Annotated in this window: 24 protein-coding genes and 1 pseudogene; 12 read left to right on the top strand and 13 right to left on the bottom strand. The window is 74.3% G+C overall.

Annotated features, from left to right (window positions below; genetic code table 11):
- The first annotated feature begins 102 nt into the window (after positions 1-102).
- Complete coding sequence (locus tag ACF1BH_RS11185; protein WP_391642139.1) at positions 103-780, top strand: GntR family transcriptional regulator; 678 nt, start codon at positions 103-105, stop codon at positions 778-780.
- An 89-nt stretch (positions 781-869) separates the two neighbouring features.
- On the opposite strand, the gene ACF1BH_RS11190 is transcribed toward ACF1BH_RS11185, so the two are convergent.
- A complete protein-coding gene (locus tag ACF1BH_RS11190) occupies positions 870-1,040 on the bottom strand; it encodes a hypothetical protein (RefSeq protein WP_391642140.1) in 171 nt (56 codons plus the stop codon).
- Between ACF1BH_RS11190 and ACF1BH_RS11195 the strand changes: the two are divergent.
- A pseudogene (locus ACF1BH_RS11195) lies at positions 1,039-1,512 on the top strand (alpha/beta fold hydrolase); the annotation flags it as partial. The gene ACF1BH_RS11190 and the pseudogene ACF1BH_RS11195 sit on opposite strands and share 2 nt — an antisense overlap.
- 243 nt (positions 1,513-1,755) lie before the next feature.
- On the opposite strand, the gene ACF1BH_RS11200 reads toward ACF1BH_RS11195, so the two are convergent.
- From ACF1BH_RS11200 to ACF1BH_RS11240, 9 genes are all read right to left on the bottom strand, one after another.
- Positions 1,756-2,175: a PTS-dependent dihydroxyacetone kinase phosphotransferase subunit DhaM gene (locus tag ACF1BH_RS11200; RefSeq protein ID WP_391642211.1), complete on the bottom strand. Its 420-nt coding sequence runs from the start codon at positions 2,173-2,175 to the stop codon at positions 1,756-1,758.
- Entirely contained in the window at positions 2,172-2,738 is a 567-nt protein-coding gene (gene dhaL, locus ACF1BH_RS11205; protein ID WP_391642212.1) for a dihydroxyacetone kinase subunit DhaL, read from the bottom strand. The genes ACF1BH_RS11200 and dhaL overlap by 4 nt, the downstream gene beginning before the upstream one ends.
- Positions 2,739-2,854: 116 nt before the next feature.
- Positions 2,855-3,847, bottom strand: coding sequence for a dihydroxyacetone kinase subunit DhaK (gene dhaK / locus ACF1BH_RS11210; RefSeq protein ID WP_391642141.1), 993 nt, complete (start codon positions 3,845-3,847; stop codon positions 2,855-2,857).
- Positions 3,848-3,999: 152 nt separating this feature from the next.
- Positions 4,000-4,764: an SDR family oxidoreductase gene (locus tag ACF1BH_RS11215; RefSeq protein WP_391642142.1), complete on the bottom strand. Its 765-nt coding sequence runs from the start codon at positions 4,762-4,764 to the stop codon at positions 4,000-4,002.
- A 374-nt stretch (positions 4,765-5,138) separates the two neighbouring features.
- Positions 5,139-5,456 carry a hypothetical protein gene (locus tag ACF1BH_RS11220; RefSeq protein ID WP_391642143.1) on the bottom strand — a complete coding sequence of 106 codons (318 nt, stop codon included), beginning with the start codon at positions 5,454-5,456 and terminating at the stop codon, positions 5,139-5,141.
- Positions 5,457-5,668: 212 nt separating this feature from the next.
- Complete coding sequence (locus ACF1BH_RS11225; RefSeq protein WP_391642144.1) at positions 5,669-6,739, bottom strand: acyl-CoA dehydrogenase family protein; 1,071 nt, start codon at positions 6,737-6,739, stop codon at positions 5,669-5,671.
- A gap of 52 nt (positions 6,740-6,791) precedes the next feature.
- On the bottom strand, positions 6,792-7,817 hold the full coding sequence (locus ACF1BH_RS11230; protein ID WP_391642145.1) for an acyl-CoA dehydrogenase family protein: 1,026 nt from the start codon (positions 7,815-7,817) through the stop codon (positions 6,792-6,794).
- Positions 7,817-8,983: an acyl-CoA dehydrogenase family protein gene (locus ACF1BH_RS11235; protein WP_391642146.1), complete on the bottom strand. Its 1,167-nt coding sequence runs from the start codon at positions 8,981-8,983 to the stop codon at positions 7,817-7,819. Before ACF1BH_RS11235 ends, ACF1BH_RS11230 begins: the two co-directional genes overlap by 1 nt.
- The gene (locus ACF1BH_RS11240; RefSeq protein WP_391642147.1) at positions 8,983-9,831 is read right to left on the bottom strand and encodes an enoyl-CoA hydratase; all 849 of its coding nucleotides are present in this window, start codon (positions 9,829-9,831) and stop codon (positions 8,983-8,985) included. Before ACF1BH_RS11240 ends, ACF1BH_RS11235 begins: the two co-directional genes overlap by 1 nt.
- A gap of 79 nt (positions 9,832-9,910) precedes the next feature.
- On the opposite strand from ACF1BH_RS11240, the gene ACF1BH_RS11245 reads away from it, so the two are divergent.
- From ACF1BH_RS11245 to ACF1BH_RS11255, 3 genes are all read left to right on the top strand, one after another.
- Positions 9,911-11,077, top strand: coding sequence for an acyl-CoA dehydrogenase family protein (locus ACF1BH_RS11245; RefSeq protein WP_391642148.1), 1,167 nt, complete (start codon positions 9,911-9,913; stop codon positions 11,075-11,077).
- Between the two features lie 133 nt (positions 11,078-11,210).
- Complete coding sequence (locus ACF1BH_RS11250; RefSeq protein WP_391642213.1) at positions 11,211-11,807, top strand: TetR/AcrR family transcriptional regulator; 597 nt, start codon at positions 11,211-11,213, stop codon at positions 11,805-11,807.
- A gap of 23 nt (positions 11,808-11,830) precedes the next feature.
- On the top strand, positions 11,831-12,988 hold the full coding sequence (locus ACF1BH_RS11255; protein ID WP_391642149.1) for an acetyl-CoA C-acetyltransferase: 1,158 nt from the start codon (positions 11,831-11,833) through the stop codon (positions 12,986-12,988).
- Positions 12,989-13,028: 40 nt separating this feature from the next.
- On the opposite strand, the gene ACF1BH_RS11260 is transcribed toward ACF1BH_RS11255, so the two are convergent.
- The gene (locus ACF1BH_RS11260; protein WP_391642214.1) at positions 13,029-13,793 is read right to left on the bottom strand and encodes an enoyl-CoA hydratase family protein; all 765 of its coding nucleotides are present in this window, start codon (positions 13,791-13,793) and stop codon (positions 13,029-13,031) included.
- 110 nt (positions 13,794-13,903) lie between these two features.
- Here ACF1BH_RS11260 and ACF1BH_RS11265 point away from each other — a divergent pair, with 110 nt between their 5' ends.
- Positions 13,904-14,812, top strand: coding sequence for an SDR family oxidoreductase (locus ACF1BH_RS11265; protein WP_391642150.1), 909 nt, complete (start codon positions 13,904-13,906; stop codon positions 14,810-14,812).
- A 7-nt stretch (positions 14,813-14,819) separates the two neighbouring features.
- On the opposite strand, the gene ACF1BH_RS11270 is transcribed toward ACF1BH_RS11265, so the two are convergent.
- Complete coding sequence (locus tag ACF1BH_RS11270) at positions 14,820-15,584, bottom strand: SDR family oxidoreductase (RefSeq protein WP_391642151.1); 765 nt, start codon at positions 15,582-15,584, stop codon at positions 14,820-14,822.
- Positions 15,585-15,769: 185 nt separating this feature from the next.
- On the opposite strand from ACF1BH_RS11270, the gene ACF1BH_RS11275 reads away from it, so the two are divergent.
- Genes ACF1BH_RS11275 through ACF1BH_RS11290 form a run of 4 tightly spaced genes read left to right on the top strand, consistent with a single transcriptional unit; the run spans position 15,770 to position 19,306 of the window.
- On the top strand, positions 15,770-16,630 hold the full coding sequence (locus tag ACF1BH_RS11275; protein WP_391642152.1) for a CoA transferase subunit A: 861 nt from the start codon (positions 15,770-15,772) through the stop codon (positions 16,628-16,630).
- The gene (locus tag ACF1BH_RS11280) at positions 16,627-17,382 is read left to right on the top strand and encodes a CoA-transferase subunit beta (protein WP_391642153.1); all 756 of its coding nucleotides are present in this window, start codon (positions 16,627-16,629) and stop codon (positions 17,380-17,382) included. Before ACF1BH_RS11275 ends, ACF1BH_RS11280 begins: the two co-directional genes overlap by 4 nt.
- Positions 17,379-18,485, top strand: coding sequence for an NAD(P)H-dependent flavin oxidoreductase (locus ACF1BH_RS11285; RefSeq protein WP_391642154.1), 1,107 nt, complete (start codon positions 17,379-17,381; stop codon positions 18,483-18,485). The genes ACF1BH_RS11280 and ACF1BH_RS11285 overlap by 4 nt, the downstream gene beginning before the upstream one ends.
- 11 nt (positions 18,486-18,496) lie before the next feature.
- Positions 18,497-19,306 carry an SDR family oxidoreductase gene (locus tag ACF1BH_RS11290; protein ID WP_391642215.1) on the top strand — a complete coding sequence of 270 codons (810 nt, stop codon included), beginning with the start codon at positions 18,497-18,499 and terminating at the stop codon, positions 19,304-19,306.
- Positions 19,307-19,315: 9 nt separating this feature from the next.
- On the opposite strand, the gene ACF1BH_RS11295 is transcribed toward ACF1BH_RS11290, so the two are convergent.
- Positions 19,316-20,059 carry a M24 family metallopeptidase gene (locus tag ACF1BH_RS11295; RefSeq protein WP_391642155.1) on the bottom strand — a complete coding sequence of 248 codons (744 nt, stop codon included), beginning with the start codon at positions 20,057-20,059 and terminating at the stop codon, positions 19,316-19,318.
- 316 nt (positions 20,060-20,375) lie between these two features.
- Here ACF1BH_RS11295 and ACF1BH_RS11300 point away from each other — a divergent pair, with 316 nt between their 5' ends.
- Positions 20,376-21,815, top strand: coding sequence for an MFS transporter (locus tag ACF1BH_RS11300; protein ID WP_391642156.1), 1,440 nt, complete (start codon positions 20,376-20,378; stop codon positions 21,813-21,815).
- Positions 21,816-21,890: 75 nt separating this feature from the next.
- Complete coding sequence (locus tag ACF1BH_RS11305; protein WP_391642157.1) at positions 21,891-23,444, top strand: FGGY family carbohydrate kinase; 1,554 nt, start codon at positions 21,891-21,893, stop codon at positions 23,442-23,444.

A 23,444-nucleotide genomic window follows, 5' to 3' on the forward strand; every position in this document is an offset into this window, starting at 1 on the left:
CTGTAAAGCCGCTGGATCCGAAAGGATCTAGGGTTGACTCGACGGAAGGACGCCCGGGCGCCGCCGACTGCGCGCCTCCCGGGCACGAGGAGGAGCATCCGCATGAAGCCGATCGACCCGCTGCCCAAGACGCCGAGGGACAACCGGCCCCTCAGCGTGCGTGTTTACGAGCGGCTGCGGGACCTGATCATCCAGGAGAAGCTCCCCCCGGAGACCCAGCTCGTCCAGGGCCAGGTCGCCGATGCCCTGGAGGTCTCCCGCACACCGGTCAGGGACGCCCTCAACCGGCTCACGCACGAACGGCTGGTGACCTGGACCCCCGGACACGGCCATGTGGTCAACGAGGTCCGGGCGCAGGACATCCGGTATGTCTACCAGGTACGCGAACCCCTGGAGGCGCTGGCTGCGAGGCAGTCGGCGGGCCGGCACTCCGCGGTCCAGATTTCCCGGCTCAACGCGCTGGTGGAGGAGATGGCGCTGATCGATCCCGCCGACTGCGACGCACAGTTCTCGCTCAACCGCCGCTTCCACATGTCACTGTTCGAACCCTGCGAAAACTTCGTCCTGCTGCAGATGATCGAGAGCCTCTGGGACCACCCGCTCACGCTTCGCATCACCCGGTCCTACGAGCACAACGCCGACGCGGTGGCCGACGCCGTCGCCACCCACCGGGACATCGTCCACGCCGCCCGCGAGGGCGATCCGGACCGGCTGGCGGAACTCATGACGGCCCACTGGCAGCGGCTCACCGAGTCCCTCCTGCGGGGGGCGGGGAGCTGAGCCGCGGGCACGGAGACGCGCCCGCGGGATGCCCGGGTTGAACCCGGAGGGCCCCGAACGCCGTCATCCGCACCGCTGCTCAGCGGATGTCATGACCCCTGGATTCCGTCGGTGATGCGCAGCCGGCGGGCGTTGCCGGCGCGGACGACGGCGCGGTGGGCGAGGAGACCGGCCACCGGAGCGGCGACGCAGGCGCCGGCGGCGGTGATCATCGTGCTGAGCATGGAGACCTCCAGGGACGGGCGGGAGCGACCAGCCATGAACTGTGTACGTGCTACACAACTGCACGGCGGGCCCGGCTCGTCCCACTCGGTCCTGGCCAACCTCTCCCGCGGCTGGGAGCGGCACGTCACCCTGGTCCGCTGGGACATGCGCGGCACCGGCAAGACCCTGCGCCGCTCCGGTGCGGACGGCCAGGGGGAGATGACGTTCGAGCGGCTGCTGCGGGACGCCGTGGAGATGGTGGAGCACGTACGGGCACGCCTCGGTGTGCGGCAGGTGGTGCTCCTGGGCTGCTCCTTCGGCAGCGCCCTCGCGCTCCGCCTGGCGCGCAGCCACCCCGAACTCGTCGGCGCGTACGTCGGAACCGACCAGAAGATCTACGACGGCGGCCGGGACCGCTCCGACCACGATGCCGTCCTGGACCGGCTGGAGCGGGCGGGCCGGAAGAAGGAGCTCGCCGCGGTACAGGCGATGGGGGCGGACCCGCGGACCTGGAGCGCCGGACAGTTCAGCCACTTCCACCGCTCCGCCGCCGCCACCGACCCGCACACCTTCGCCGCGATGAAGTCCGTGGTGATGAAGTCGCTGTGGTACTCGCCGCTGCACTCCCTGCGCGAGATCCCCGCCTTCTTCAAGAGCTTCCTGGCCTCCGCGGCCGTCCTGCCGGACCGAGGCCCCGCACCCCGGCGGCGAATCGGCAGCCCGGGCCCGGAGTCCGGCGGCCGCCCTCGGTGGCGGCCGCCGGGGACCGTCTCACTCCTTCCGGTACCCGTACGCCTCCCCGGCCGCGGCCGCCACCGCCGCGAGGTCGGCGCCGGTCGACGCGGTGACCACGGCGGCCACCGCGCCCTCCAGGAACGGTGCGTCCACCAGCCGGGCGCCCTCGGGCAGTTCGTCGCCCTCCGCCAGCATCGCCTTCACGGTCAGCACCGCGCTGCCCAGGTCGACGAGGAGCGCGACGCCCGCCCCGCCGTCCACCGAGCGGGCCGCCTCGGCGATCAGCTCCGCGCTGGTGCCCAGGTCGCCGTCCGGGGTGCCGCCCGCCGCGGCCACCGGCGCCCGCGCCCCGCCCGCCAGCCCGAGGGCGAGCGCCGCGACCGACTCCGCCACCGGACCGCTGTGCGACACCAGCACGATGCCCACCGTCCCGGCCACCGCCGTCCGCCCGGTCATCGCGCCACCTCCGCGAGCGCCGCGATCAGCAGCGCCGACGACGCCGCGCCGGGATCCTCGTGGCCGATGCTGCGCTCCCCGAGATAGCTGGCGCGCCCCTTACGGGCCTGGAGCGGCACGGTCGCCCGCGCGCCCTCGCCGGCCGCCTCGGCCGCCGCCGCGAAGCCGTCCGCCAGCGCGGTCACCGCCGGGTCCAGCGCGTCCAGCATCGTCTTGTCGCCCGGCGCCGAACTGCCGAGCTGCCCCACCGCGTCCACCCCGGCGCGCAGCCCGTCCCGCAGCTGCTCCGGCCCGACCCGCTCCGCGTCGCCGAGCGTCTTGCCCGTCCGCCGCAGCAGCGTCCCGTAGAGCGGACCGGATGCGCCGCCGACGGTGGATACCAGCGTCTTCCCCGCCGTCACCAGGACGGCACCGGGCGTCGCCGGGGGCTCCTTCTCCAGGGCGGTGCGCACGGCGGTGAAGCCGCGCTTGAGGTTGCTGCCGTGGTCGGCGTCGCCGATCGCGGAGTCCAGATCGGTGAGGTGATCGGCCTCCCGGTCGACGGCGGCGGCGACCGCCGTCATCCACCGGACGAAGAACGCGGCATCCAGGGCCGTTTCGGACACGTGACTCTCCTCTGCTCGTGGCGCTACGGACGGTACGGGCACCCGGACGTCCCCCGGGCGCGGGGCGGCGCGGCTCAGCGGCCCCACCGCAACCCCGCGGTCTGCACCGGCGCGTCCCACAGCCGCAGCAGCTCCTCGTCCACCTGACAGAGCGTCACCGACGCGCCCGCCATGTCCAGCGAGGTCACGTAGTCGCCGACCAGGGTGCGGGCCACCGCCACCTTCCGGTCGGCGAGCCGCCGGTGCACCTCGGCCGCGAAGCCGTACAGCTCCAGCAGCGGCGTCGCCCCCGCGCCGTTGACCAGCACCAGCACCGGAAGCTCCGGCTGAAGGTCGTCGACGACGGCGTCCACCGCGACCTCGGCGATCTCCCGGGACGTCATCATCGCGCGCCGCTCCCGGCCCGGCTCGCCGTGGATGCCGACGCCCAATTCCAGCTGCCCGGACGGCAGATCGAAGGTCGGGCTGCCCTTGGCCGGGGTCGTGCAGGCGGCGAGCGCCACCCCGAAGCTGCGGGACGCGCCGACGACCTGCCGGGCGATCGCCTCGACCCGCTCCAGCGGCGCGCCCTCCTCGGCCGCCGCCCCGGCGATCTTCTCGACGAAGAGGGTGGCGCCGGTGCCGCGGCGGCCCGCGGTGAACGTCGAGTCGGTCACCGCCACGTCGTCGTCGATCAGCACACTGGCGACGGTGACGCCCTCGTCCTCGGCCAGCTCCGCCGCCATCCGGAAGTTCAGGACGTCGCCGGTGTAGTTCTTCACGAGGAAGAGCACGCCCGCCCCGCTGTCCACGGCGGCCGCCGCCCGCACCATCTGATCGGGCACCGGCGAGGTGAACACCTCCCCGGGACACGCCGCGTCCAGCATCCCCGGCCCGACGAACCCGCCGTGCAGCGGTTCGTGCCCGCTGCCGCCGCCGGAGACCAGCGCGACCTTCCCGGCCACCGGCGCGTCCCGCCGCACCACCACCCGGTTCTCGACGTCCACGACCAGCTCGGGGTGGGCCGCCGCCATACCGCGCAGCGCGTCCGCCACGACGGTCTCGGCGACGTTGATGAGCATCTTCAACGGTTCCTCCTGCGATGGATCCCGGCCACCCCGTACGGGCCCGGCCGGACGGCGGACGACACCGTCCAGTATCAAAGAGCCGGGCCCGATCGGTGGGGCGACGCGGTGATTCCGTCGCCCCGGACGGTGCGGGAGCGGCCGCCCCGCCGGTCTCAGCGCGTCGTGTAGCCGCCGTTCAGGAAGAGCGTCTGGCCGTTGGCCCACCAGCCGTCGGTCAGCAGCAGCCGCACCCACGGCACGATGTCCTCGATCCGGGTGAGGTCGCCGTTCATCGCGGACGCCTTGTGGAACGCGACGGAGTCGTCGTCCTCCGCCGGATAGAAGAACGGGGTGTCCATCGGTCCCGGCGCGATGTTGTTGACCGAGATGTTCCGCCCGAACAGTTCCTTCGACAGGGCCCGCGCGAAGTGCTCCACGGGCGCCTTGCTCCCCGCGTACGAGGAGTACTGCCCGGTGTAGGCGGCCAGCAGCGAGGTGACGACGGTGACGATCTTCCCGCCGTCCGCGATCCGCCGGGCGGCCTCCTTCATCACGAAGAACGCGGCCTTGGAGTTGACCGCGAACATCTGGTCGTACTCCTCCTCCGTGATCTCCGTCATCGGTTTCTTCAGCACCATTCCGGCCGTGTTGACGCTGATGTCGAGCTTCCCGAAGCGGGCGACGACCTCGTCGAAGGCGCGCTCCACCTCCGCCGGCCGGGTCAGATCCGCCTGGAGCGCGAACGCCTCGCCCGGCCCCGCGTTGATCCGCTCGACGACATCCTCGGCCTTGGCCCGGGAGGAGTCGCTGTGGTGGTGGACCGCGACCCGGGCGCCCTCCGCGCCGAGCGTGCCGGCGATCAGCCCGCCGAGGTTGCGCGACGCGCCGCCGATGAAGGCGGCCTTCCCCTGGAGCGTGGTGTCCGGCTTGCTGACCATGTCGGCCTCCTGCGTGTGGGGCGAAGGGCGCCGGGCCGGGCGTACCCGCCGGTCCCGGACGGTGTGCGCACCGCCGGCGCCCGCGGTGCGGCACCTTCGTAGCGTCGCACCCGCCGCACCGGTCGGCTCCGACCGCGCTCCCTCCGGTCCGGCCGCGGCCCCGGCGACCGGCCGGGCGCCGCGCGGCGCCCGCGGCGCCGGTCGCCCACCGGGAGCCGCCGCACGCACTGCTCCGAACGGGTGACGGCGGTGGCGCGGCCCGGGTCCCGGCCGACGCGCACCCGCCCGCCGCACACGGAAAACGGCGGCCCGGGAGATCCCCGGACCGCCGCTGCGGCCCGCCGATGGTGGCGGACCTACGGGCTACCCGTCCGTCAGCCGCACTGCGCGGCCTGGTCGCGGAGCTGCTGCGCCTTCTGGTGGTACGCCTGCGCCTGCTGCGAGTACGCGGTGGCCTGCTGCTGGTCGCCGCGGGCCGCCGCGTCCCGCGCCCGGTCCTCGGCCTGGGCGGCCTGGGCGTCGGCCTGGTCCGCCTGCTGCCGCAGCTGCTGCGCGTCGCAGGAGAGCTTCACCACAGGGGCGGCGGTCGCGGGCTGGGCCGCGTTCGCCGAGGCGGCGCCGAGGGCTATCGGTGCCGTCGCGGCCATCGTGACGACGGCGGCGGAGACGAGAACACGCCTGAACTTACGCATGGAACGCACCTTCCGTTGGTGGTGTGTCTGAGGGTCGGCCCCTCGGCGGGAGGTTATCCGCGCGACGGACGCCGCGGGGGCCGGACGGCGGATACGGGTACGTCTGGATCCGGAACCCCGACGCGATTGCGTGGCAAGGCGTTTGACGTGGCATTTGTGCGCGGAAGGACAAGTCCGGCGCCCGTTTCTGGAACCCGTCGACCCGTCGACCGTCATCCGGTCAATCCCAGCTCCCGGGCGAGGCGGGCGCGGTGCCAGCGGGCCGAGCCGAAGAGCTGGGCGGAGGTGTGGGCGCGTTTGAAGTAGTGGTGCGCCTCGTGCTCCCAGGTGAGGGCGATGCCGCCGTGGAGTTGGATCATCTCGCAGGCCACCGCGGTGAACGCCTCCGAGCAGGCGGACTTGGCGGCGGCGGCCAGCCGGGGCAGGGCGGGCGAGCGGTCGTCGGCGGCGCAGGCCGCGGCCAGGGCGGCGGTGCGGGCGGCCTCGACCTGGACGTAGGCGTCGGCCAGCCGGTGCTTGACCGCCTGGAAGGAGCCGATGGGGCGGCCGAACTGGTGGCGGGTCCCGGCGTAGGCGACGGTGCGCTCCAGGCAGTGTGCGGCGGCGCCGGTCTGCTCGGCGGCGAGTGCGGTGGCGGCCAGGTCCAGGACGTGGGCCAGGACCCGCGCGCCGTCGCCGTCGGCACCGAGCAGCCGCCCGCCGGCGCCGTCGAGGACGATCCGGGCCTGGGCCCGCGTGGAGTCCACCGGGACCAGGGCCTCGCGCCGGACCCGCGGGCCGTCGGCGGGAACCTCGAAGAGCGCGAGGCCGCCGGCGGTGCGCGCCGCCACCAGCAGCAGTCCGGCGTCGGCGCCGGCCAGGACGTGCTCCTTGGCGCCGGTGAGCCGCCAGCCCCCGTCCGGCCCGGCGACCGCCTCGGTCCGGATCTGCGCCGGGTCCCACGAGCCGTCCTCGGCCCAGGCCAGGGCGCCCGTCACCGCCCCGGAGACGAGGCCGGGCAGCAGCCGGGCGCGGGCCCGCCCGTCCCCGGTGGCGAGGAGCGCCTGCGTGGTCAGGACCGCCGAGCCGAGGAACGGCAGCGGGCTGAGCGTCCGGCCCAACTCCACCAGGACGACATGGAGTTCCCGGACGCCGCCGCCGGTGCCGCCGTACTCCTCGGGGACGCCGAGCCCCGCGATCCCGACCTGTTCGGTCAGCGGGCGCCAGGCGTCCGCGCCGTCGTACCGGGTGAGGACCGCGCGTACCGCGGACCCCAACTCCCGTTGCTCCGCCGTCAGTCGCACCGTCCGCTCCTTCGCTGCTGTCGTGGTGCCGGATGCCGTACCGGCCCGGCCGTCACGGGGCCAGGACGCGGGCGCGGTGCGCGGCGGGGGTGCCCCAGGCGTCGCGCAGGGCACGGGCTTTGCGGATCCACAGGGACAGATCGGGCTCCTCGGTGTAGCCGAGGGCGCCGTGCAGCTGGAGCGCGGTGCGCGCCGCCGCGTACGCCGCCTCGCCGGCCGCGACCTTCGCCGCCGGGACGCCACGGCCGTCCGCCCCGCCCCGCGCCAGGGCGAGCGCCGCCGCATACACCAGCGGTTCGGCGAACTCCAGGCCCAGCAGGGTGTCGGCCAGCCGGTGCTTGACCGCCTGGAACGAGCCGACGGGGACGCCGAACTGCGTCCGGTCACGGACGTACCCGACGGTCGCGTCGAGCAGCGCCCGGCCCAGCCCCAGCGCCTGGGCGGCCGTCGCCAGTGCCGCCACCTCAGCCGCCCGCGCCGCCGCCGCCCGCACCCGTGGCCCCCGCGCGAGGACGGGCCCCGGCCCCGGCCGGGCCAACCGCCGCGCCGGATCGGCCGACCGCTGCACCGGCCCCACGGACTCCGCTTTCCGCAGCGCGTCCCCCTCGACGACCAGCACCGCGTCGGCGGCGTCGGCGTCCAGCGCGTACGGCTGCTCCGCCGAGAGCAGGCAGAGGGAGACGAGGGAGCACCCGGCGGCGATACGGGGGAGGAGAGCGGCCGCGAGATCGCCGAGCAGGGGGTCGCCGGTGGCGGAAGCGGCCCGTCCCGGCCCGTCCGCCTCGCTCAGCAGGGCCGCCGCCGCGACCGTCTCCACCAGCGGCCCCGGCACCGCATGGCGGCCCAACTCCACGAAGGCGGCGGCGAGTTCGACCGGATGCGGCCCCGCCCCGCCGTGCCGCTCGGGGACCGCCAGGGCGAACACCCCGGTATCGGCGAGCTTGCTCCACAGGGCGCGGCCGGGCCCCGGATCGCCGGCCGCCCAGGCCCGTACCGCCGCGGGCGTGCCGGCCGCGCCGAGCAGGGAGTTCAGCGTCCGGGCGAACTCCCGCTGTTCGCGGTCGAGGAGGAACCGCATCAGCGTCGTCCCTTCGGCAGGCCGAGCAGCCGCTCGGCGATGATGTCGCGCTGGATCTCGTTGGTACCCGCGTAGAGCGGACCGGCGAGCGCGAAGACATGGCCCTCCGCCCACCGGCCGTGGGCGGGTGCCTCGTCGGCGCCGTCGGCGAGTTCGCCGTACGGGCCGAGCAGATCGAGCGCGGTCTCGTGCAGCGCGAGATCCAGCTCCGACCAGAAGACCTTGTTGAGGCTGGACTCCGCGCCGATCGGCTCCCCGGCGGCGAGCCGGGCGGCGGCCGCGTGGGTGAACAGGCGGTACGCCTCGGCGCCGATCACCGCGTCGGCGACCCGGTCGCGCAGCGCCGTGTCCTCCGGCGCGCCGCGCTCGCGCCAGAGCGCGGTCAGCCGGGCCGCGGCGGCGGTGAACCGGCCGGGGCTGCGCAGCGTCAGCCCGCGTTCGTTCCCCGCGGTGGACATCGCGACGCGCCAGCCGTCGCCGGGGGCGCCGATGACGTCCTCGTCGGGGACGAAGACGCCGTCCAGGAAGAGTTCGGCGAAGGCGGGCTTGCCGTCGAGGCGGCCGATCGGCCGGACCGTCACGCCGGGTGCGTCCAGCGGGAACATCAGATACGTCAGCCCGTGGTGCGGGCGCGCGCCGCGCTCGCTGCGGAAGAGGCCGAAGGCGCGGTCGGCGAAGGCGGCCCGGGACGACCAGGTCTTCTGGCCGTCGAGCAGCCAGCCGCCGTCGGCGCGGGTCGCCGTCGAGCGCAGCGCGGCCAGGTCCGATCCGGCCTCCGGCTCCGACCACGCCTGCGCCCAGATCGTCTCGCCGCGCGCCATCGGCGGCAGGATCCGCGCACGCTGGGCGTCGGTGCCGTGCTCCAGCAGGGTCGGGGCGAGGAGATGGACGCCGTTCTGGGCGACCCGGCCGGGGGCGCCCGCCGCGTGGTACTCCTCCTCGAAGAGCAGCCACTCGACGATGCCGACGCCCCGGCCGCCGTACGCCTCGGGCCAGGACACCGCCGACCAGCGGCCGGCGCCCAGCGTCCGCTCCCACGCGCGGTGGGCGGCGAACCCCTCGGCGGTCTCCAGGGACGGCAGCGGCGCCGTGGGGACGTGGCCGGCGAGCCAGGCGCGGGCCTCGTCGCGGAAGGCACGCTGCGCGGCGGTGAGGTCGAGGTCCATCAGGATCCGGCCTCCTTCATGGCCCGGACGTCCATCCCGCCGAGCGCGTCCCGGGAGGTCTCCGCGTTGTGCGCATGGGCGAGGTGGTGCAGGCCGAAGACGGAGTCGAGGCCGGTGTGCAGGCCCTGGAGGTCTTCGGCCTGGTTGACCGCGCGTTTGGTCAGCGCCAGGCCCATCCGCGGCTGACCGGCGATCTTCGTCGCCAGCTCCAGGGCGTGGCCGAGGAGTTGTTCGCGCGGGACGACGCGGTTGACCATGCCCAGTTCGTAGGCGCGGGCGGCGCTCATCCGGTCGCCGGTGTAGAGGAACTCCTTGGCGATCCGCGGCGGCATCACCCAGGGATGGGCGAAGTACTCGACGCCGGGGATGCCCATCCGGACCACAGGGTCGGCGAAGAACGCGTCCTCGGAGGCGATGATCAGGTCGCAGATCCACGCCAGCATCAGCCCGCCCGCCACACAGGCGCCCTGGACGCAGGCGAGCACCGGTTTGGGCAGCTCCCGCCAGCGGCGGCACATGCCGAGGTACACCTCGGACTCGCGGGCGTAGCGGCTCTCGGCGCCCTGCTTGTCCGAGTGGTCCCACCACAGTCCCGCCGTGCGGTCGAACGGGAGGTGGGCGTCGCGCTCGGGGGTGCCGATGTCGTGACCGGCCGAGAAGTGCGTGCCCGCACCCGCGAGGACGACGGCTTTGACGTCGTCGTCGGCGGCCGCGCGGGAGAACGCCCGGTCCAGCGCGTAGGTCATCGCGGAGTTCTGGGCGTTGCGGTAGGCGGGGCGGTCCATGGTGATCAGGGCCACCGGGCCCCGGGTCTCGTAGCGGACCGGCTCCGTCGGGGCAGTGGACATCCGCCCTCCTTCCCTAACAAGTGTTTGGTAGGTTAACGTACCGGCCGGTGGCCGTCGAGATCCGTGGGGGAGCCGGCAGATGAGCGCGGTGGACGAGTTCCGGCAGCAGGCGCGGAGCTGGCTGGAGGCGCAGCTCACCGGCGCGTTCGCGCCGCTGCGCGGTCTCGGCGGGCCGGGCCGGGAGCACGAGGCGTTCGCCGAACGGCTCGCCTGGGAACGCCACATGGCCGCCGCCGGGTGGACCTGCGTCGGCTGGCCCGAGGAGTACGGCGGCCGTGGCGCCACCCTGGAGGAACAGGTCGCCTTCCACGAGGAGTACGCCGAGTCCGGCGCACCCGCCCGGGTGGGCCACATCGGGGAACAGCTGGTCGGCCCCACCCTCATGGCGTTCGGCACCCCGCAGCAGCGCGCCCGCTTCCTCCCGGCCATCGCCGCCGCCCGCGACCTGTGGTGCCAGGGCTACAGCGAACCCGACGCCGGATCCGACCTCGCCGCGGTCCGTACCCGCGCCGAACGGGACGGCGACTCCTGGGTGCTCACCGGCCGCAAGATCTGGACCTCCCTGGCCCACGAAGCCCGGTGGTGCTTCGTCCTCGCCCGTACGGAACCCGGTTCGACGCGCCACCGCGGTCTGTCCTACCTGCTGGTGCCCCTGGACCGGGACGGTGTGGAGATCCGGCCGATCACCCAGCTCACCGGCACCGCGGAGTTCAACGAGGTGCTGTTCGACGGCGCCCGCACCGACGCCGGGAACCTCGTCGGGGAGGAAGGCGGCGGCTGGGAGGTCGCGATGGCCACCCTCGGCTTCGAACGCGGTGTGTCCACCCTCGGGCAGCAGGTCGGCTTCCGCCGTGAATGGGAGGCGCTGGCCGCCCTCGCGGTCCGCAACGGCGCCGCCCGCGACCCGCTGATCCGCGACCGGCTCACCCGCGCCTGGATCAGCCTGGAGACCGTCCGCGGCAACGCCCTGCGGATGCTGGAGGGCGCCGCCGCCGGGGCGCCGGGCCCGGAGGCGTCCATCGGCAAGATCTACTGGGCGACCTTCCACCGTGACCTGGGCGAACTCGCCATGGAGATCCGCGGCGCGGACGGCACTCTGGCCGCCGGGGCCCCCTACGGCCTCGACGAGTGGCAGCGGCTGTTCCTCTTCTCCCGCGCCGACACGCTCTACGGCGGTTCCAACGAGATCCAGCGGAACATCATCGCCGAACGGGTACTGGGGCTGCCCCGGGAGCCCCGGCCGTGACGGGCGCCGCCGCGCGTCGGCGGGTCCGCCCGCTCCGGTACACGTCAGGCCCGGTCCCGCCGCGGCGCGGGCGGGGGACGACAATGGCGGTGTGCCGAAAAGCAATGCGCCCGACAGCGGCAAGAAGAAGACGATGACCCCCTCGCCCGAGCGGCGCCGGGAACTGCTCGGCGTGGCCGCCGACGTGTTCGCCGCGCAGGGGTACAACGCCACCACCGTCCGCAAGATCGCCGACGCGGCCGGAATGCTGGCGGGGAGCCTCTACTACCACTTCGACTCCAAGGAGTCGATGCTCGACGAGATCCTCTCCACCTTCCTCGACGAGCTGTGGGCGGGCTACGACGCCGTCCTCGCCGCCGGGCTCGGCCCCCGGGAGACCATCGAGGCGCTGGTCACCGAGTCGTTCCGGGAGATCGACCGGCACCACGCGGCGGTCGCGATCTACCAGAAGGAGTCCCGCCACCTCTCCGTCCAGCCCCGGTTCACCTATCTCGCCGACTCGCAGCGGAAGTTCGAGAAGGCGTGGCTGGGCACCCTGGAGCGCGGCGTCGCCGACGGCGTCTTCCGTGCCGACCTGGACATCCGCCTCACCTACCGCTTCGTCCGCGACACCGTCTGGGTCGCCGCGTCGTGGTACCGGCCGGGCGGACTGCACAGCCCCGACGAGATCGCCCGGCAGTACCTCTCGATGGTGCTCGACGGCATCGCCCTCGGGGAGCGCACCCCCTGACGCACCTTCCCTGAGGAGTCCCGATGCCCGAGGCGTATCTCGTCGAAGCGGTCCGCACCCCCGTCGGCCGGTGCGGCGGAGGACTGTCCGCCGTCCACCCGGCGGACCTCGGGGCGCAGGTGCTGACGGCCCTGATGGCGCGCTCGGGCGTGGACCCGGCCGCCGTGGAGGACGTCGTGTTCGGCTGCGTGGACACCGTCGGACCGCAGGCGGCGGACATCGCCCGCACCTGCTGGCTGGCGGCCGGACTGCCCGAGGAGGTGCCGGGCGTGACCGTCGACCGGCAGTGCGGCTCCTCCCAGCAGGCCGTCCACTTCGCCGCCCAGGGCGTGCTCTCCGGCACCCAGGACCTGGTCGTCGCGGGCGGTGTGCAGAGCATGTCGCAGATCCCGATCGCCTTCGCGAGCCGCCGGGCCGCCGAACCGCTGGGGTTCACCGAGGGGCCCTACGCCGGATCGGCGGGCTGGCGCGCGCGGTACGGGGACCGGCCCGTCGACCAGTTCCACGGCGCCGAACTCATCGCCGCACAGTGGGACATCGGCCGCGAGGAGATGGAGGAGTTCGCGCTCCGCTCCCACCGGCGGGCCGTCCGCGCCCTCGACGAGGGCCGCTTCGCCCGCGAGACCGTGCCGTACGGCGCCGTCACCGCCGACGAGGGGCCGCGCCGTGACACCGATCTCGCGAAGATGGCGGCGCTGACCCCGCTGGCCGAGGGCGGCCGCCTCACCGCCGCCCTCGCCTCCCAGATCTCCGACGGCGCCGCCGCCCTCCTGCTCGCCTCCGATCGCGCCGTCCACGAACACGGGTTGACGCCCCGTGCCCGCGTCCACCACCTCTCGGTACGCGGCGAGGACCCGATCCGGATGCTCTCCGCCCCGATCCCGGCCACCGCGTACGCGCTGCGCAGGGCCGGGCTGACGATGGACGACATCGATCTGGTGGAGATCAACGAGGCGTTCGCCTCCGTGGTCCTCGCCTGGCTGCGGGAGACCGGCGCCGATCCGGCGAAGGTCAACGTCAACGGCGGCGCCATCGCCCTGGGCCACCCCCTCGGCGCCACCGGCGCCAAGCTGATGACCACGCTCCTGCACGAACTGGAGCGCACCGGAGGCCGGTTCGGCCTCCAGACCATGTGCGAGGGCGGCGGCCAGGCGAATGTGACGATCATCGAACGGCTCTGAGGGGCTGCGGACCGGGCGGCGCGCGCCCGCGCCCCGCCGCTCAGCCCCTCTCCTCCCGCGGCTCCCGCGACGCCACGAACGCCTCCCGGTGCCGGTCCGCGACGCCGCTGAGGTTGGCCTCGAAGGTGAAGCCCTGCTCGAAGCGGTAGCTGCGGCGGACGTCGACCGGGTCGATGCCGTTGAGCGCCGCCTTCGCCAGCCGCAGCAGCGTGCCGTCCTTGGCCGCGATCTCCCGCGCCAACTCCAGCGCCGCCGCCCGCAGCTCCGCCCGGGGGACCACCCGCCACACCGAGCCGTGCGCCCGCAGCTCCTGCGCGGTGACGGTGCGGGAGGTGTAGTACAGCGTCCGCATCAGGTGCGCCGGGACCAGCCGGGCGAGATGGGTCGCCGCGCCGAGCGCCCCGCGGTCCAGCTCCGGCAGGCCGAACACCGCATCGTCGCTCGCCACGATCGCATCGGCGTTCCCGGCAAGGCCGACCCCGCCGCCCAGGCAGAACCCCTGGACCGCCGCGACCACCGGCACCTCGCAGTCGTAGACCGCGGCGAACGCCTCGTAGCAGCCGCGGTTGGCGCCGATCAGCGCGGTGTGGCCGGGCGTGCGCTGCATCTCCTTGAGGTCGACGCCCGCGTTGAAGCCGCGCCCCTCGGCGGCCAGCACCACGCAGCGTGCCCCGGGGTCGGCGCCCGCGGTGCGCACCGCGTCGGCGAGGTCGTACCAGCCCTGGACGGGAAGGGCGTTGACCGGCGGGACGTCGACCATGACGACGCGGACGCCCTCTTCGGGACGGGAGACGGAGACACCCATGAGGCGTTCGGCCACCTTTCCATCTAACGTTTGTTAGGTAGGCTAGCAGTTCGACGGACGGCGGCAGAGGGGTCGGCGCCCGCCGTCATCAGCGGACGGAAGGGAACGCCATGGCCGGACTGTGCGCCCAGCGCGTCGTCGCGATCACCGGAGCCGGACGCGGGCTGGGCCGCGCCCATGCGCTCGCCTTCGCCGCCGAGGGGGCCCGGGTCGTCGTCAACGACCTCGGCGTCGGACTCGACGGCACCCGGGCGGTCACCGGCCCGGCGCGGCAGGTCGCCGAGGAGATCCGGGCGCGCGGCGGCGAGGCGGTGGCGCATGACGGGGACATCGCCACCCCGGAGGGCGCCGCCTCCCTGGTCGCCACCGCGCTGGACTCCTTCGGCCGCCTCGACACCCTCGTCAACAACGCCGGATTCCTCCGTGACCGGATGCTCGTCAACCTCGGCGAGGACGACTGGGACGCCGTCGTCCGCGTCCACCTCAAGGGCCACTTCCTCACGCTCCGGCACGCCGCCGCGCACTGGCGGACGGAGGCCAAGGCGGGCCGCGCACCGCACGCCCGGATCGTCAACACCAGCTCCGGCGCCGGTCTGTTGGGCAGCGTCGGGCAGGCAAACTACGCCGCCGCCAAGGCCGGGATCGTCGGGCTGACACTGGTCGCCGCCGCCGAACTCGCCCGCTACGGCGTCCAGGTCAACGCCCTCGCCCCGGCCGCCCGCACCCGGATGACGGAATACGCCTTCGCGGAGACGATGGCGGCGCCGGCCGCGGGGGAGTTCGACGCGATGGCCCCGGAGAACGTCTCCCCGCTCGTGGTCTGGCTCGGCTCCGCCGACGCGGCGGGCGTCACCGGCCGCGTCTTCGAGGCGGAGGCCGGCCGTATCACCGTCATGGAAGGCTGGCACCCCGGCCCGAGCGACGACAGCGGCGCCCGCCGCACCCCCGCCGAGGCCGGGGTCACGGCCCGCCGGCTGCTCGCGGCGGCCCGGTCGCCGCTGCCGGTGTACGGAAGTTGACAGGACGTCAGAACATCCGGTCCGGCCGCCCGGCCAGGTAGCGGGCGGGCACCTCGCCGCCGCCGTGGACGGCCAGATCCGCGCCGTTGATGTAACCGGCCGCCGGGCCCGCCAGGAACAGACAGGCGTCGGCGAGATCGGCGGGGAGCGCCGGCCGGCCCAGCGGGACGATCCCGGCGAGGGCCGCCTCGTGCTCCGTGCCGGACGTCCGCACCGGCCCGGCGCTGAGGTGGTTGACCCGGACCGCCGGTCCCCACTCCAGCGCCAGCGCCCGGGTGAGCGTCAGGAGCCCGGCCTTGGCGGCGGAGTAGGCGGCCGTGCCGGGCTGCGGCTGGTGCGCCGAGACGCTGCCGATGTTGAGGATGCAGCCGCCGCCGTCCTGGCCGTGCATATGGCGGTACGCGGCCTGGGACGCGTAGAACGGCGCCAGCAGATTGAGCGCCACCACCTTCTCGACGAAGCGCGGGGAGACGGTGGCCGCGGCGGCGTCCGGTGAGCCGCCGGCGTTGTTGACGAGGACGTCGAGCCGCCCCGAGCGGTGGGCCGCGGCGTCGACGAACTCCCGTGCCGCGGCCGGGTCGCGGACGTCGGCGCGGACCGTGCGGGCGGTGCGGCCGCCCGCGCGCGGCGGGGCCGGCGGTGCGGTGCGCCCGCAGACCGTGACCTCCGCACCGGCCGCCAGGAACGCCTCGGCGAGGGCCCGCCCGATGCCCTTGGTGCCGCCGGTGACCGCCACCGTCCGGCCGGTGAAGTCCCGCGGATCGCCGCTCATGGTCCGCCCCTCTCCGCCCGCGTCACGGCGCCCGGCCGGGCCGCCGCGGGCCCTTGACACCCGGCCGCGCGGCCACCGTAATCTATCTACCAAACGTTTGCTAGGTATGTGTGGAGCCGCCCCGGAGCCCGGTGGCGGGCGCCCGGTACGAGACCGTCCACGGCACACACCGTCAGGAGCTGCGTATGGCCGACAAGACGATGACCGCGCCGGAGGTGGTCGCCCGGCTCCGCTCCGGAATGACCCTTGGCATCGGCGGCTGGGGCTCGCGCCGTAAACCGCTCGCCCTGGTCCGCGAGATCCTCCGCTCCGATCTGCGCGATCTCACCGTCGTCTCCTACGGCGGCCCCGACGTCGGCCTCCTCTGTGCCGCCGGGAAGGTCCGCAAGCTCGTCTTCGGCTTCGTCTCGCTCGACTCCATCCCGCTCGACCCGCACTTCCGCGCCGCCCGCCAGAGCGGCCGCATCGAGGTCGCGGAGTACGACGAGGGGATGCTCCAGTGGGGGCTGTACGCCGCGTCGCTGCGGCTGCCGTTCCTGCCCACCCGCGCCGGACTCGGCTCCGACGTCCTGACCGTCAACCCCCGACTGCGCACCGTCGCCGACCCGTACGGCGGCGGTGAGGAGCTGGTCGCGATGCCCGCGCTGCCGCTGGACGCCGCGCTGGTCCACCTCAACCGCGCCGACGCGGCGGGCAACGCCCAGTGCCTGGGGCCCGATCCGTACTTCGACGACCTCTTCTGCGGCGCCGCCGAGCATGCCTTCGTCTCCTGCGAACGGATCGTCCCCACGGCCCGCCTCACCGAGGACACCCACCCGGCCACCCTCGTCGTCCGCCGCTTCGCCGTCGAAGGCGTCGTCGAGGCCCCCGGCGGTGCCCACTTCACCTCCTGCGCACCGGACTATCCGCGCGACGAGGCGTACCAGAAGGAGTACGCCGACGCCGCCCGGACGCCCGAGGCGTGGGAGGCGTTCCACCACCGCTATCTCACCGGCGACGGACACCACCGGGCGCCGGGCCACCACGGAGAGGGGCAGCCGGTATGAGCGACGCGACCCGGGCCGAGATCTGCGCGGTCGCCTGCGCCGAGGCGTTCCGCGGCAGCGGCGAGATCCTGGCCAGCGCCTTCGGCACCGCCCCCACCGTCGGCGTCCGGCTGGCCCGCGCCACCTTCGCCCCCGATCTGCTGCTCACCGACGGCGAGGCCCGGCTGGTCCGGGGGATCTGGCCGCTCGGCGCCGCGCCCGACGGGCCCGTGGAGGGGTACGCGCCCTTCCGCACCCTCTTCGACCTGGTGTGGAGCGGACGCCGGCACGCCATGATGATCCCCGCCCAGATCGACGCCCACGGCAACGTCAACCTCTCCGCCATCGGCCCCTACGACGCCCCCGAGGTGCAGCTCCTCGGCGTCCGCGGCGCCCCCGGCAACACCGTCTGCCACCCGGTGAGTTACTGGGTCCCGCGCCACTCCACCCGGGTCTTCGTACCCCGGGTCGACATGGTCTGCGGCGTCGGCACCGCCGCCGCGGCAGCCGTGGGGCGCGCGGCCCGCCACCACGCGCTGCGCCGCGTCGTCACCGACCTCGCCGTCCTGGACTTCGCCCCCGCGACCGGCACGCTCCGGCTGGTCTCCGTCCACCCCGGCGTCAGCGCCGAGGACGTCGTCGCCCGCACCGGCTGCCCGCTCGTCACCGACGGCGACATCCCCGCGACCCGCCTGCCCACCGCCGCCGAACTCCACCTGATCCGCGAGGTCATCGACCCGGCGGGCCTGCGCGATGCGGAGATCCCGGCATGACGCACCCGGCGCTGCGCACCCGGATCTGCGACCTCTTCGGCGTCGCCCATCCGATCGTCCAGACCGGTATGGGGTACGTCTCCGACGCCACCCTCACCGCGGCCACCGCCAACGCCGGGGGCCTGGGCATCCTCTCCGCCGGGCTGCTCGACCTCGACGGGCTGCGCCGCGCCCTCGACGCGGTCCGCGCCGCCACCGACCGGCCCTTCGGCGTCAACCTCCGCGCCGATCAGCCCGACGCCGAGGCCCGCGTCGACCTGCTGATCCGCAGCGGTGTGAAGGTCGCCTCGTTCGCCCTCGCGCCCCGCCGTGACCTCATCGCCCGCTGCAAGGACGGCGGACTGCTCGTCGTCCCGTCCATCGGCGCCCGCCGCCACGCCGAGAAGGTCGCGGCCTGGGGCGCCGACGCGGTGGTCGTCCAGGGAGGCGAGGGCGGCGGCCACACCGGCGCCGTCCCCACCGGGCTGCTGCTGCCGCAGGTCCGCGACGCCGTGGACCTGCCGGTCATCGCCGCCGGCGGCTACTGCGACGGCCGCGGTCTGGTCGCCGCCCTCGCCTACGGCGCCGACGGCATCGCCATGGGCACCCGCTTCCTGCTCACCCGCGACTCGCCCGTCGCCCCCGCCGTCAAACAGGTCTACCTGGACAAGGGCGTCCACGACACCGTCCTGACCCGGGAGATCGACGGCGTCCCGCAGCGCGTCCTGCGCACCGGTCCGGTCGCCCGGCTGGAGCGGACCACCGGCGCCGGACGGCTGCTGCGCGCCGCCCGCAACGCCACCGCCTTCCGGAAACTCTCCGGCACCCCCTGGCCCGGCCTCGTCCGCGAGGGCCTCGCGCTGCGCCGCCGCCACGATCTGACCTGGAGTCAGGTGGTGATGGCGGCCAACGCCCCGCTGCTCTACCGCACCGGACTCCTCGACGGCCGCCCCGACCTCGGCGTCCTCGCCACCGGACAGGTCGTCGGCCTCATCGACGACCTGCCGAGCTGCCGGGAGCTGATCGACCGGATCATCACGCAGGCCGACGAGGTCCTGCGCCGCCTGGAAGGCCCGCCCGGCGGGGGAGTACACCCCGCCGCATCCGACGAGGGAGCCGTGTGACCGTGTCCGAGATCCCCGGGGCGCCCGCCGCCCGGCCCGCCCCGCACCCCGGCCCCGACCGGCCCCGCTCCCACCAGCTGCTCGACGGCCGCACCGTCGTCGTCACCGCCGCCGCCGGTACCGGCATCGGCTTCGCCGCCGCCCGGCGGTGCGCCGAGGAGGGCGCCCGCCTCGTCATCAGCGACCGCCACGCCCGCCGGCTGGCCGAGGCCGCCGACCGGCTCGCCGACCACACCGGCACCCGCCCGCTCGCCGTGCCCTGCGACGTCACCGACGGCGCACAGCTCGACCGGCTCATGGACACCGCGGCGCGGGAGTGCGGCGCCCTCGACGTACTGATCAACAACGCCGGCCTCGGCGGTACCGCCTCCGTCGCCGAGATGACCGACGCCCAGTGGGACACCGTCCTCGCCACCACGCTGACCAGCACTTTCAAGGCCACCCGCGCCGCGCTGCGCCATATGGTCCCGGCCGGCCGCGGCGTCATCGTCAACAACGCCTCGGTCGTCGGCTGGCGCGCCCAGAAGGGCCAGGCCCACTACGCCGCCGCCAAGGCCGGGGTGATGGCGCTGACCCGGTGCAGCGCCCTCGACGTCGCCGCCCACGGCATCCGTGTCAACGCCGTCGCCCCCAGCCTCGCCATGCACCCGCACCTCGCCAAGGTCGCCGGTGAGGAGCTGCTGGCCGAGCTGAGCGCCCGCGAGGCGTTCGGCCGCGCCGCCGAACCCTGGGAGGTCGCCAACGTCATGGTCTTCCTCGCCAGCGACTACGCCTCGTACATGACGGGCGAGGTCGTTGCGGTCAGCAGCCAGCACCCGTGACCGGCACGGTCAGGACGCCTCCCGGTGCCCGAGGTCCAGCAGCTCCTCGTGGAAGCCGCCGAACCCCCGCTCCCGGTCGACGAGGTGGATCTCCAGGATCCAGTGGCAGCGCCGCCCCTGCCCGTCGTCGCGCCGCATCGGGCGGGCGCTGCCCGGCGCGATGTACGAGTCGACCTCGGCGCCGGCCACCGTCTCGTGCGGGAACTCGCCCAGCAGATGGCCCGAGTGCGGCCCGCCGAACCCCCAGCCCGCCGCCTCGGCCAACCGCACCACCTCGGCGTACAGCTCCTCGCCGGTGATGTCCGGGTGGGCGGCGAAATGGCGGCGGCCCGCCTCGAAGAGCAGCGGCAGATCGTCGCGGAGCCGGTGCTTGACCGGGTCGTCGCCGAGGACGAAAGTCCGGCCGAAATCCGCCTCCCACTCCGCGAAGAGCGGGCCGAAGTCGCAGAAGACGATGTCGTCCTCGCCGATGGTCCGGTCCGGCGGGTTCTGCCGGTAGGGCTGGAGGGTGTTGGGGCCGGAACGGACGATCCGCTTGTGCCAGTACCGCCGGACCCCGAACATCTCGTGGGCCAGATCCCGTACCGCGTCGCTCACCTCGCGCTCACCGCGTCCGGGGGCGACCAGCCCGCGGCGGCCGATCTCCGCGAAGAGCGCCGCCGCCTGTTCCTGGGCCGTGAGCAGCGCCGATGCGCGTGCGGACTCCTCGGTCGTCCCGCTTCCCCGGTCCTGCGTGCCCGCTTCCTGGGTCATGCCGCACAGGCTAGGAGAGATCGGCACATCCGGCACGGCGGGCTCCGCATCCGGGGGCCGCAACACGCCAGGTCGGGGCCGCCCCGGACACCCCGCGCAGCCCGCCCGTCACATTCAGGTAACCCCCGCGAAACCCTTGACGGCCTCCTGATCCGTTCTTAACCTCGCTCGTAGTTCGTACCTTGCATTAAACGTGCTGCGGCGCTTTCCGCAGATTTTTGGACAGGCACAGACATAGACCACCTGTCGGTGGTTTCGTCATGCCTGTCTTCCTCTTTTCCCGCCACCGATGGGTCCTTCCTTCAGAGGCGGATTCATGGCACAACGTCCGAGCGTCAACGGCGTCGCCGACGTCGTCGGCCTCATCGATGGCCTGGGAAAGATCACCGGCCGCGCGCAGGTCGTCTGGTTCCTCGTCTTCGGCGGGCTCTTCCTCGACGCCTACTCCAACGCCGCGCTCAGCGCCGGTCTGGGCCCGATGACGACCCAGATGCACCTGACCAGCACCCAGGTCTCGGTCCTCACCGCCACCGCCCCCGCGCTGGCGATCCTCTTCAACCCGGCCGGCGGCTGGCTCGCCACCCGCTTCGGCCGGGTCCCCCCGCTGCTGCTCGCCAAGGTCTTCGCCATCGCCGGCGCCCTGCTCGCCGCGTTCGCCGGGGACTTCACCGTCGTCTGGCTCGGCCGCGTCCTGGTCGGCGTCGCCTACGGCATCGACTTCGCGGTGGCGATGGCGCTGCTCGCCGAGTACACGCCCGCGAAGCAGGGCGGCCGCCTCAACCTCTGGCAGGCCGTCTGGTACGTCGCCACCACCAGCAACCTCGCCCTGGCACTGCTCTTCTTCCACCTGGACGTCGGCGCGGACATCTGGCGCTGGTCCGTCGGCTCCGCCGCGGTCGTCGCCGTCGTGCTGCTGATCGGCCAGTGGGCGATGCTGAAGGAGAGCCCGACCTGGCTGGCGGGCAAGGGACGCCTGGACGACGCCGTCGCCAACCTCGACAAGCTCTACGGCATCAAGGCCGTCGCCGGGAGCCCCGACGACGCCACCCGCGCCGCCACCGCCGCCCCGGCGCCCGGCTTCCGCCAGGCCGGAGTCCTCTTCAAGGGCGCCTACCTGCCGCGCACCGTCCTCTCCTCGGTGATCTCCCTCGGGCAGTCGATGCAGTACTTCGCGGTCGGCTGGTACCTCCCGGTCATCAGCCTGTCGATCTTCGGTGAGAGCTTCGAGAAGGCCACCGTCGGCTCCATGGTCTTCAACGCCTTCGGCATCGTCGGCGGCCTCGTCTCCGCCTACGCCGGGCGCCGTCTGGGCCTGCGGCTCAGCTCCGCCGCCGGGTTCGCCGGGGTCTTCGTCGCCCTCGTCGCGATGGGCCTGACCTTCGGGAAGGTCCCGCTGGCCGTCGCGTTCCTGCTGCCCGTGGTCTTCATCCTCTGCCACGCGGCGGGCCCCGGCGCCAACGGCAAGTCCATCGCCGCCCTCTCGTACAGCAGCGACGTACGGGCCCTGGGAACCGGCGTCACCGGCATGGTCGGCAGCTTCGGCTCCGTCGTCGGGCTGTACGTCTTCCCGCAGATCAAGGACGGGCTCGGGCTCGCCGGCACCTTCCTGGTGCTCTCCGTCGTGCCGCTGCTCGGCCTGGTCACCTGCCTGGTCATCAAGTGGGACCCCACCAAGGCCGGGATCTCCCCGGACGAGGCCGCGGCCCAGGATCTGGCCGCCGCCCCGGAAACCGCCCCCGCCGCCCCCGCGCGCTGACCGGGCCCGGGCCCCGCCCCGGCACACGATGATCGCTCGCCCCCGTACCGCATGCTCGTAAGTGAAAGGGCCGCTATGACGCAGACGTTCACCGGCGCCGCCTCCCGGCGCGGTGTGCTGGCCATCGACGAAGGCACCACGGGCACCCGGGCCGGAGTCGTCCTCGACTCCGGCGCCGCCCACCAGGTGTTCTACCGCTCGATCGCGGTCAGCCACCCGGACGACCTGGCCGTCGAGCAGGACCCGGCGGAGATCTGGACCGCCACCCTCGACGTGGCCCGGCGCGCCGTCGCCGGCGCCCGTGAGGACGGCATCGAGATCACCGCGGTCGCCCTCTCCACCCAGCGGGCCACCGCCATGCTGTGGGACGGGGCCACCGGCGAGCCGCTGCTGCCCGCCGTGGTGTGGCAGGACCGGCGGTACGCCCACGAGCTGACCGGCTACGAGGCCGAGTGGGACGCTCGCCTGCTGGCCCGCCAGGGCCGGCCGGTCGGCGCCCGCGCCCCTTTCCTCTGGGCCGCCCGGCAGATCGCCGCGCACCCCGAGGTCGCCGCCGCCCACCGCGCCGGACGGCTCCGCTTCGGCACCGTCGACACCTGGCTCATCTGGCGGCTGACCGGCGGCGCCGTGCACGCCACCACGCCCACCAACGCGGCCTCCAGCGGCGGCTATCTGCTCGGTGCGCACGCCTGGGACGAGGAGTGGATCGGCCACCTCGGCTTCCCCCTCGACCTGCTGCCCGAACTCCGCTCCGACGACGCCGGTTTCGGCACCACCGACCCGGCGGCCCTCGGCATTGCCGTCCCCGTGGCCGCCTCCATGGGCGACCAGCACGCCGCCCTCATCGCCCTCGGCGGACTCGAAGCCGGCCAGGGCATGTGCGTGTACGGAACCGGCGCCTTCGTCGACGCCGCGACCGGCACCGAACCCGCCCTGCCCCGGCCCGACATCTCCGGGGTGCTCGCCCAACCGGGCCGGCGGCAGGGCGACACCAGCCACTTCAGCCTGGAGGCGTACACCTCCACCGCGGGCTCCGCCCTGCGCTGGCTCTGCGACGACCTCGGCCTCTTCGCCTCGCCGAAGGAGCTGGGGGAGGAGGCCGGCCGGGTGCCGTCCCGGCCCGGCCGCACCCCGCGCTTCGTCCCGGCGCTCGCCGGGGTCCGTACGCCCGTCTGGCACCCGGAGGCCACCGCGGCGCTCACCGGACTCACCCTCGCCACCACCCGCGCCGACCTCGCCCGCGCCGTCCTGGAGGGCATCGCCCACTCCGTCTGCGACCTCATCGACGGCGTCGCCGACACCATGGGCGCGCCCTTCACCCGGCTGCGGGTCGGCGGTGGCGTCTCCGGCAGCGACCCGCTGATGCAGATCCAGGCCGATCTGACCGGCCTGCCGCTGGAGCGCGCCGCCGACTCCGCCACCGCCAGCCTGCGCGGCACCGCCTACCTCGCGGGTGTCGCCCAGGGCCTGTGGTCCTCGCTCGACGAGATCGTCGAGGCCCAGCCGCAGGGCCGGATCTTCACGCCCGCCCTCGACCCCGCCGCCCGCGACCGCAGCCGCGCCGACTGGTACGAGCTGCTCGCCGCCCACCTGCACGAGAGTGCCCTGCCCCCGCACACCCCCCACTGA

This window comes from Streptomyces sp. NPDC014733 (assembly GCF_043083385.1).
GTDB lineage: Bacteria > Actinomycetota > Actinomycetes > Streptomycetales > Streptomycetaceae > Streptomyces.